General features: G+C 50.1%; 1 protein-coding gene. It reads right to left on the bottom strand.

Translation table 11 applies throughout. From position 1 onward, the window contains the following. Positions 1–1,240: Ig-like domain-containing protein (locus J8L73_RS19125; RefSeq protein ID WP_211019460.1), on the bottom strand; the 1,240-nt coding region annotated here is incomplete at both ends.

Below are 1,240 nucleotides of genomic sequence, written 5' to 3'. Positions count from 1 at the left end.
TAGCAACGATACATCCAGACCCACTAATGACCAGTTGCCATCGGCATCCGTTGTAGTGGTGTATGTTACACCAATCCCCCCGTTAATAAGCTGCTCGGTAATGGTAATTTCACTGCCTGCTGGCAAGTCAGACGTCCCACTTAGGGTAACCAATAGACCAAGTTCAAACGTTGGCGTAAAGGCAAGCGCCGGTGGAGTAATATCCACTTCGCCACTGCCAGTAGCGGTGCCAGTATTGCCTGCAGCATCAGTAATGCTGGCGCTAACACTGTAACTCCCTTCGGCTAAATCAGTTGGAGCGGTGGCACTCCAGTCACCGTTGATGTCCGTTTGCACATCAATGGTTTGAGTGACATTTGCAGCATCCGTAAAGGTGACGGTAATGGTGCTGTTAGGCGCATCACTGCTGCCTGTCACCGTTGGCGTACTGTCGTTAGTGAGTACAGGTGCATCCACACTCACACTTGGCGCGGTGGTATCGATGTTACCGCTACCGGTAATATCATTGCTGTTACCTGCGACATCGCTAATACTTGCTTCGATGCTGTAAGGGCCTTCAGCTAATGCAGTCGGTACTTCTACTGAGAAGTTGCCATCAGCATCCACTGTGGTGGTGAACGTTTGCTCGGCCCCTAAATCATCCGTTACGGTAAAGCTGATCACTGTGCCCTCAGGGGCATCACTGGTACCGCTTAACGTTGGGGCTACGTCGTTACTTGAACCTGGGCTGGTTAACTCAAGTGTCGGTGCAACAGTATCTACTTCTCCTGCGCCGGTGGCTGTCGCGGCATTACCCGCCGTATCGCTTACGCTTGCACTTACTGTATAACTGCCTTCAGCAAGTACTTGTGAGGCGGCCACACTCCAGGTGCCATTAGCCCCGAGCGTAGTTGTAACCGTATGAGTAACGTTATTGCTGTCGGTGATTTCAACTGTCACAGTGCTACCTTGCGGTGCGTTCGCGGTACCAGTGATCGTTGGAGTGGTGTCATTCGAAACATCTAGATCACTTACTGCTATATTAGGAATCGTAGTATCAATGACGCCATTTTCTACTGCTGTGCTTGTATTACCGCTTCCATCAATAACACTCGCTGTAACCTCATAGTTGCCTTCAGCTAAATCAACAGGCGCTTCTATACTCCATACACCGTCTGTAACCGTTGTTGTTACGGTGGTGGTGTTATTCGCACTGTCTGTAAAGCTTAAACTTACGGTTGTGCCATTAACCGCACTGCTA

The sequence above is a fragment of the Pseudoalteromonas sp. MMG006 genome, from assembly GCF_018101025.1.
In the GTDB taxonomy this organism is placed as follows: Bacteria; Pseudomonadota; Gammaproteobacteria; order Enterobacterales; family Alteromonadaceae; genus Pseudoalteromonas.
Note: the sequence above shows the minus strand (reverse complement) of the source record. Positions and strands in the feature narration are given on the sequence as shown.